Origin of the sequence: Nocardioides sediminis (assembly GCF_003047295.1) — a bacterium.
GTDB classification, from domain to species: Bacteria; Actinomycetota; Actinomycetes; order Propionibacteriales; family Nocardioidaceae; genus Nocardioides; species Nocardioides sediminis.
Genome location: NZ_PZYZ01000002.1, coordinates 866002 through 874289, shown reverse-complemented (window position 1 = coordinate 874289; position 8288 = coordinate 866002). Strand labels below are relative to the sequence as shown.

Below are 8288 nucleotides of genomic sequence, written 5' to 3'. Positions count from 1 at the left end.
AACCGCGACACCAAACCAAAATCCAGTGTCAACGGGGCATAACAAACTAATTCGTCGACTATGACACACTGTTGAGTTCTCAAACATCAGACGCATTACCGTGCTGCAACCTTTGCGGCTACGAGCTGCGGTGGCTTGTCCAACTGTAGGCGGCGGATTTCCCGCGATGCAAATCTCGGGCTGTTCCGCCTGATCCGCAGCGCTACGATCTGGTTTGCTCCGCGTCTAGCGCTGGAGCCGCCTCGATCGAGGTGGTGCGGGGTGGTCTACCTGGGGCCGGGAGCCCGGCCTTCTGGCCTTGCTCCCCGCCGCTCCCTGGCGACAGGTGAAACATTAGACCGGGTCTCCCGCCGCGCGCAAATCGAAAACGAGTGACAGCGGCCACAACATTGTTTCCGCAGGTCAGAGGCGGTTTGTGCGTCATCCGGCGCGTGTCGGCGGTACATCCCGGCCCCATCGGCCGTCGGCACCACCGTCGTCAACGCACCTGGACGCCGGCGAACTTCTTCTTCCCGCGGCGCAGCACCAGCCACTCGCCACCGAGCAGGTCGCCGTCGCCGGGCACCAGCTCGGGATCCTCGACGCGCTCGTTGTTGAGGTAGGCCCCTCCCTCGGAGACCGTCCGCCGTGCGTCGCCCTTGCTCTTGGCAAGGCCCGTGTCGACGAACAGGTCGACCACGTTCGGCATGGAGGCGGCCGCGACGGTCGTGCTGCCGGCCTCCCGCAGGGCTGCGGCGAGAGTCGTCGTACTGATGGAGCGCAGGTCGCCACCCCCGAACAGCGCGGCCGCGGCGACCTTGGCCTGCTCCGTCTCGTCCGCCCCGTGCACGAGCGTGGTCACCTCGTCGGCGAGGCGACGCTGGGCAGCGCGCTTCCATGGCTCGTCGGCCGTCTGCTTCTCGAGGGCCTCGATCTCCTCGCGAGGGAGGAAGGTGAAGACCCGCAGCATCTCGCCGGCCTTCTCGTCCTCGACGTTGAGCCAGAACTGGTGGAAGGCGTACGGAGACATCATGTGCGGGTCGAGCCACAGGGCGCCGCCCTCGGTCTTGCCGTACTTGGTGCCGTCGGCCTTGGTCACGAGCGGGGTGGCGAAGGCATGCACGTGGTTGCCGGTCATCCGCCGGACCAGCTCGGCGCCGCCGGTGATGTTGCCCCACTGGTCCGACCCCCCGAACTGGAGAGTGACGCCGTGGTCGCGGTTGAGCGCCATGAAGTCCATGGACTGGAGGAGGACGTAGGAGAACTCGGTGTAGCTGATCCCCGAGTCGAGCCGTCGCTTGACCGTGTCGCGCGCCAGCATCCGGTTGACGGGGAAGTGCTTCCCGATGTCGCGCAGGAAGTCGATGACCGACAGCGACGCCGTCCAGTCGTAGTTGTTCACCACCGTCGCCGCGTTGGGGCCGTCGACGGAGACGAAGGCCGAGACCTGGGCACGCACCTTCTCGGTCCAGTCCTTGACCGTGTCGAGGCTGTTGAGCGTGCGCTCACCCGACTCCTTCGGGTCGCCGATCATCCCGGTCGCACCGCCGACGAGGACGTACGGCGTGTGACCGGCGTCCTGGAGGCGGCGGGCGGTGACGAGCTGGACGAGGTTGCCCATGTGCAGGCTCGGAGCGGTCGGGTCGAAGCCCACGTAGAAGCGGACGCTCCCCTCGTCCAGCGCGGCGCGCAGGGCGTCGCGGTCCGTGGAGTGGGCGATCAGGCCTCGCCACTCCAGCTCGTCGAGGACGTTCGGGGTCGACACGCGTGTTCCTTCCGGTGGGGGTTCACCCCCAGCCTGCCAGACCGGGGCCACGCCTAGCATGTGAGATCTCCCCTGATGGAAGGCGTGACGTGATCGCAGGCAGGTACACCCTCGAGCGCGAGATCGGTCGTGGCGGCACCGGTGCCGTGCACCTCGGCCGCGACGAGGTCCTCGGCCGCCCGGTGGCTCTCAAGCGGATCGGCATGCTCCCCGGCGCGGACGCGCCCGACCTGGCGCGGGCCGAGCGCGAGGCACGGCTCGCCGCGAAGCTGAACCACCAGCACGTGGTCGCCGTCTACGACCTCGTCGTGGAGGACGACCACCAGTGGCTGGTGATGGAGTACGTCGAGGGCGAGACCCTCTCCGAGCGGATCCGCCGGCTGGGGAAGCTCGACCACGCCGATGCGGCGTCGTTGATGTGGCAGGCGGCCGACGCGCTGGCCGAGGCCCACGCCCACGACATCGTCCACCGGGACGTGAAGCCGTCCAACATCCTGGTCACCGGCACGGACCAGGCCAAGCTCACCGACTTCGGCATCGCCCGCGCGCAGGCCGACCCCAGCCTGACGCAGACCGGTCTCGTGACCGGCTCCCCCGCCTACCTCGCGCCGGAGGTCGCTTCCGGCTCCACGGCGACCGCCGCCAGTGACGTCTGGTCCCTCGGCGCGAGCCTGTACCACGCCCTCGCCGGGCGACCGCCGTACGACGTGGGCGAGAACCTGATCGGTGCGCTCTACAAGATCGTCAACGAGGACCCGCCGCGGCTGCCCGACGCGGGGCCGATGGCCACCGTGCTGGAGCACACCATGGTCCGCGACCCGCAGCAGCGCTGGACGATGGCGCAGGTCCGCGACCACCTCGACTCCCTGCGCCGGGGCGAGACCCCCACGCAGGTGGTGCCCGTCCCGGTGCCCCCGCCCGTCGAGGCCGCCGACCGGACCGCGGAACAGCCCGCCGAGCCGCCGGTCGAGCAGGCTGCCCCGCGCACGGAGACGATCAGACCGGTCCCGACGCCCGCGTCCGCACGACCCCGTCGCCGCTCGTGGCTGCCCTGGCTCGTCGGTGCGGCGGCGGTGCTGCTGGTCGGCGTCGTCCTGGTCGCGCTGCTGCAGGGTGACGACGAGCAGCAGCCGACCGCCGGCACCGATGACGAGACGACGTCCCAGAGCCCCTCGCCGAGCCCGTCGGAGACCACAGACCAGCCCAGCGAGGAGTCGCCCACCGAGGAGGCCACGCAGCCTGCGACCCGGCGCGAGATGACTCGGTTCATCACCGACTACCTCTCCACCGTGACCTCGGACCCGGAGGCGACGTACGCGATGCTCACCCCGGAGTTCCAGGAGGCGAGCAACGGCTTCGACGGCTACTCGGGCTTCTGGGGGACGGTCGAGTCGGCGACGCCGCGGGACGTGCAGGCCGACCCCGAGTCGCTGACGGTCACCTACACGGTCGACTACGTGATGCAGAACGGCCAGGAGCAGTCCGACGACGTGTCGCTGCAGCTCGTGCGGCAGGACGACACCTACCTGATCGCCGGGGAAGCCTGACGCGTCGACCACCCCCTCCTACAGTAAAGGCGTGGCCGCTATCGGGAACGGGATCAACGATGCGCTCTACCGCAGCATCGTCGAGGAGTCCCCGGACGGGATCTGGGTCTTCGACCTCGCCGGCCGCACGATCTACGCCAACGCGGCCGTGGCCGAGATGTACGGCATCGACCCGGCCGACGTGGGCTCGCTGACCGTCATGGACACCCTCGACGACGAGGGACGCGAGCAGTTCCGGGGCCACCTCGAGGCCCTGCGGGAGGGACGGTTCAACCCGACCGACGTCGAGTGCCAGTGGGTACGCCGCGACGGGAGCACGTTGTGGGTGCTCGTCCGCGAGAGCGCCGTGCGCGCCGAGGACGGCACGCTGACCGGGGTCCTGCACCGCATCAGCGACTACTCGCACCGCCGGGCGACGCTGACCGCGCTGACGCAGGCGCGCACCGAGCTGGCCGACAAGGTCTCGCAGTACGACCTTCTCCAGGGCGTGGCCAGCGCGGCCAACGACGCCAACAGCCTCGTGCAGATCCTGGGCCGCGGCCGCGAGCTCCTGCTCCTCATGGAGGACTGGGAACGGGCGGTCGCCTTCCTCGTCGAGGGCGAGGGTCTCGTCCGCTTCTACCCCGTCGCCGCGGAGCGCGAGGCCGAGATCGCCGACGACGAGGCACACCCCGAGCGCGCCGCACGCGAGCGGGAGGTGGCGACCAGGGCTGCTCGTCGCGGCGTCCCGGTCTGGGACGACGAGCGGGTGTCCCTGGCCTTCCCCATCAAGCACCTGGGGCGGGTGCACGCGGTCGGGGTGATGACCGCGAAGCCCCCGCTGGAGCGCTTCGAGCTGATCGAGCGGATGGTCGACCACGTCGTGCAGCAGCTCGAGCACGTGCTGGCCCGCGAGCTCGCCGAGCTGTCGCTCGCCGAGGCGCGCGACGCCGCCATGATGGCCTCCCAGCAGAAGTCCGACTTCCTCGCGACCGTCAGCCACGAGATCCGGACGCCGCTCAACGGCGTCCTCGGCCTCAACGACCTGCTGCTGCGCACGGACCTCGACCCGGAGCAGCGCCGGCTCGCGGACGGCATCCGCACCTCGGGACAGCTGCTGCTCTCGCTCATCAACGACATCCTGGACTTCAGCAAGATCGAGGCCGGCCGGGTGGTCCTCGAGGAGATCGACTTCGACCTGCGCGCCGTCCTCGACCAGGTGGCCGGGCCGATCAGCGAGGTCGCCGCCGCCAAGGGCCTCGACTTCGAGGTGTCGTACGACGCCGGCGTCCCCGATGAGCTGTGCGGAGACCCGACCAAGGTGAGCCAGGTCGTGGCCAACCTCCTCACCAACGCGGTGAAGTTCACCGAGACCGGCCGCGTGCGCGCCTCCGTGCGCGTGCACCGGCTCGGTGACCTCTGGCGGCTCACGGTCCGGGTTGACGACACCGGGATCGGCATCGACCGGGCGACGACGGACGTCTTCGCGCCGTTCCGGCAGGCCGACTCCTCGACCACGCGGATGTTCGGCGGCACGGGCCTCGGGCTGGCCATCTCGCGGGAGCTGGCCCGGGCCATGGGCGGGGACGTCGCCTACACGAGCACGCCCGGCATGGGCAGCAGCTTCTGGTTCAGCGGTGTCCTCCGTCCGGCGAGCGGGGCTGCACCGGGCACCACCCCTCCCGTCGACCGGGCCGAGCCGTCCGCACCGTCCACGGCCCTGCGTGTCCTCGTGGTCGAGGACAACAACGTGAACCAGCTCGTCGCCACCGGGATGCTGTCCGCCCTGGGCCACGCCGCCGACACCGCCGAGGACGGCCTGGCCGCTCTCGAGGCGCTGGAGCGGACGTCGTACGACCTGGTGCTGATGGACGTGCAGATGCCGCGGATGGACGGCTACGAGGCGACGCGGGCGCTGCGTGCCCGGGAGGACGACGACGACCGGACGCTCGTCATCGCCATGACGGCCAACGCCGTCGCCGGTGAGCGCGAGCGGTGCCTGGAGGCGGGGATGGACGACTTCCTCACCAAGCCCGTGGACCTCGACGAGCTGAACCGCACCCTGGCCCGGTGGTTCGACGGCGATGGCGCCCTCGATCTCGCGCGACTCGACATGCTGCGCGACATGGACCCCGGGGACACGTCGTACCTCGAGCGGGTGACCGGCCGCTTCGAGGAGACCACGGCCGTCGCTGCGGACGACCTGCGTGCTGCCGTGGAGGTCGGGGACGCCGCTGCGCTGCGCGCCCACGCGCACAAGCTCGCCGGAGGGGCCGCGAACCTCGGGGCCACCGAGGTGGCGACGCTGGCGCGCGAGCTGGAGGCGCTGGGGGACGCCGGCACGACGGACGGCGCGGAGCCGCTGCTCCCCCGGCTGGGCACCGCCCTGGACCGGGCCCGGGCGGGAGTCCGGGCCTATCGCGAGCGGTGGCTGACGTCCGCGTCGTGATGCTTGGTAGGGCGGGTGGGGCTCGAACCCACGACCCAAGGATTATGAGTCCTCTGCTCTGACCGACTGAGCTACCGCCCCGCGGCGGAGGTGAGCCTACGCAACGGACGGGGGCCGGGCGTGACCGGCTCCGGCCGGTCCCCGGTCAGTCCTTGAGCTGCACCTCGTGCATGCGCTCGACCGGGCGGTAGCCGAAGCGCGTGTTGGTGCGGTACATCGCGTGGTTGTCCGGGTCGGTCCAGGTGTGGATCGCGACGCGCTCCGGGTGCTCGGCCCGGACGATCGCGAGCGTCGCCGCCTTGAGGGCCGTCCCCAGGTGCCGACCCCGGTGGTCGGGCATGACCAGCGTGTCGTCCTGGATGGCGTGGTCGGTGCCGTGGGGCAGGTAGGTGAGCGAGTAGCCGCCGAACACGCCGTCACTCGTGCGCCGGGCAGCCGCCACCACCGAGTCGTAGGCGCGACCGGTGCGCTCCTCCCCCGTCCGGAGCCGCTCCACGGTCATCTCCACCGGCTCGAGGTCGAGCTCTCCGACGGGCACGTCGTGGTTCATCCGGGTACGCATCTCGCAGTAGGCCTCCACGTGCTCGTCGGGGCAGCGTCCGCGCCACGTGACAATCTCGTAGCCGGCCGGGTCGACCTCGGGTGGCGTGGCCGGCAGCGGGAGAAGGAGGTGGTCCTCGACGTGCACGCTGCGGTAGCCCATCGCCGTCGCGAACGCGAGGCCGGGCGAGTCGGAGCCGGGGTCGGCGTACACCTCGCCGCAGGCGCTCGTACGTCCCTCGGCGACGCGCCGCCGGGTCGCCTCCTCGTGCAGGGCGTGGCCGATGCCGCGACGCCGGTGGGTGGGCAGGACCGAGATCTCGAGGTCCGCGAGGTGGGTGTTGTCCTGGAGGGAGAAGCCCAGGTCGGCGATGCCCACGACCGACCCGTCGACGACGGCCACGAGGGGCGAGGGCCGGTGGTAGGCGCTCGGGTTGCGCCACGAGCTGAGCAGCGCGTCGTACGTCCGGAGCAGGGCGTGCGGTCGGTCGTGCCGGGCGGCCGCCTGCTCGACGTCGTGGAACGCGCGCGTCGTCGCGTCGTCGTGGACGTCGGCCTCTCGGATCTCCATGCGCCCATCTGATCGCGGCCGACCCGTCGCCCGCCACCGAATTGGGTGACATGCTCCACGCATGACCGACTTCGAACCGCTTCCCGAGGACTGGCAGCGCGCCCTGTGCATCGTGGCGCACCCCGACGACCTGGAGTTCGGCGCGGCCGCCGCCGTCGCCCGCTGGACCGGCCAGGGCAAGGACGTCGTCTACTGCATGGTGACCAGCGGCGAGGCGGGCATCGACGGGTTGCACCCCGACGAGTGCCGCACCGTCCGCGAGGCCGAGCAGGTCGAGTCGGCGCGCCTGGTGGGTGTGTCCACGGTCGAGTTCCTCGGGTTGCCGGACGGCATCGTCGAGTACGGCGTGCCGCTGCGGCAGACGCTCGCCGAGGTCATCCGCCGGCACCGGCCCGAGATCGTCGTCACCGGGAACTTCCGGGACTCGTGGGGAGGCAGGTCGCTCAACCAGGCCGACCACATCGCCGTGGGGCGCGGCGTGCTGGACGCCGCCCGTGACGCCGGCAACCGATGGATCTTCCCCGAGCAGCTCGACGGCGAGCTGGAGCCGTGGGGTGAGGTGCGGGCCGTGTGGGCGGCCGGCTCCCCCGAGGCCCGGCACGCCGTGGACACGACGGAGACCTTCGACGCCGGCGTGGCCTCGCTCGAGGCGCACCGGGCCTACATCGACGGACTCGGCTGGGAGCACTTCGACCCGCGCGAGTTCCTCGAGGGGATGGCCCGGCAGACCGGTCAGGGGCTCGGCGTCGCGTTCGCGGCACCCTTCGAGGTCTACCCGCTCGGCTGGGGCGACTGAGCGGATCTGCGCGTCGCCCCGGCGCCCGACCTCACCCGATTCGGCCCTCCCCCGCGGGTGCGACCGTTCCTAGGGTGCCGACCATGATCCGGTTCCTGGTCCGCACCGCCATCTTCCTCGTCTCCGCCGCCGTCGGACTTCTCGTGACCGCGTGGCTGGTGGACGGCTTCGACGTCTCGGCCGGCGGCTTCGTCACCGCGGTCGTCCTCTTCGCCGTGATCCAGAGCGTGCTGGCCCCGTTCATCGCCAAGGTCACCGCCCGGAACGCCTCGGCGCTGCTCGGCGGCGTCGGCCTGCTGTCGACCTTCGTCGCGCTCTGGCTCACCGCCCTGTTCGGTGACGCCCTCACCATCGACGGGGGCGCGACCACCTGGATCGCCGCCACGGTCATCGTGTGGCTGGCCACCGCCCTCGCCACCCTGCTGCTGCCGCTGATCCTGGTCAAGGCCGGCATCGAGGCGGCACGCAACCGCACCTGACCACGCCTGGGACGCACGAAGGCCCCCGACCCGCGATGCGGGTCGGGGGCCTTCGACTGGCTCCCCCGGTTGGACTCGAACCAACAACCCTCCGGTTAACAGCCGAATGCTCTGCCAGTTGAGCTACAGGGGATCGCTTGAGCAGCGGTGAGAACCCTAGCAAGGGGGGTAGGGCGTTGAGAA

General features: G+C 70.9%; 6 protein-coding genes and 2 tRNA genes. 4 read left to right on the top strand and 4 right to left on the bottom strand.

Annotated features, from left to right (window positions below; genetic code table 11):
- Nucleotides 1-478 precede the first annotated feature (478 nt).
- The gene (gene tyrS, locus DAI17_RS08935) at nucleotides 479-1744 is read right to left on the bottom strand and encodes a tyrosine--tRNA ligase (protein ID WP_234412402.1); all 1266 of its coding nucleotides are present in this window, start codon (nucleotides 1742-1744) and stop codon (nucleotides 479-481) included.
- 89 nt (nucleotides 1745-1833) lie between these two features.
- Here tyrS and DAI17_RS08930 point away from each other — a divergent pair, with 89 nt between their 5' ends.
- Together DAI17_RS08930 and DAI17_RS08925 are read left to right on the top strand one after the other, a co-directional pair.
- A complete protein-coding gene (locus DAI17_RS08930) occupies nucleotides 1834-3291 on the top strand; it encodes a serine/threonine-protein kinase (RefSeq protein ID WP_159081434.1) in 1458 nt (485 codons plus the stop codon).
- 31 nt (nucleotides 3292-3322) lie between these two features.
- A complete protein-coding gene (locus DAI17_RS08925; protein ID WP_107772494.1) occupies nucleotides 3323-5719 on the top strand; it encodes a response regulator in 2397 nt (798 codons plus the stop codon).
- Nucleotides 5720-5723: 4 nt separating this feature from the next.
- Here DAI17_RS08925 and DAI17_RS08920 read toward each other — a convergent pair.
- Together DAI17_RS08920 and DAI17_RS08915 are read right to left on the bottom strand one after the other, a co-directional pair.
- Nucleotides 5724-5800, bottom strand: a tRNA-Ile gene (locus DAI17_RS08920).
- Between the two features lie 64 nt (nucleotides 5801-5864).
- Nucleotides 5865-6830 carry a GNAT family N-acetyltransferase gene (locus DAI17_RS08915; protein WP_159081433.1) on the bottom strand — a complete coding sequence of 322 codons (966 nt, stop codon included), beginning with the start codon at nucleotides 6828-6830 and terminating at the stop codon, nucleotides 5865-5867.
- A gap of 61 nt (nucleotides 6831-6891) precedes the next feature.
- Between DAI17_RS08915 and DAI17_RS08910 the strand changes: the two genes are divergently transcribed.
- Complete coding sequence (locus DAI17_RS08910; RefSeq protein ID WP_107772492.1) at nucleotides 6892-7626, top strand: PIG-L deacetylase family protein; 735 nt, start codon at nucleotides 6892-6894, stop codon at nucleotides 7624-7626.
- Between the two features lie 83 nt (nucleotides 7627-7709).
- Nucleotides 7710-8105, top strand: a complete 396-nt coding sequence (locus DAI17_RS08905) for a phage holin family protein (protein ID WP_107772491.1) — start codon at nucleotides 7710-7712, stop codon at nucleotides 8103-8105.
- 57 nt (nucleotides 8106-8162) lie between these two features.
- Here DAI17_RS08905 and DAI17_RS08900 read toward each other — a convergent pair.
- Nucleotides 8163-8238: transfer RNA gene (locus tag DAI17_RS08900), tRNA-Asn, on the bottom strand.
- Between the last annotated feature and the right edge of the window lie 50 nt (nucleotides 8239-8288).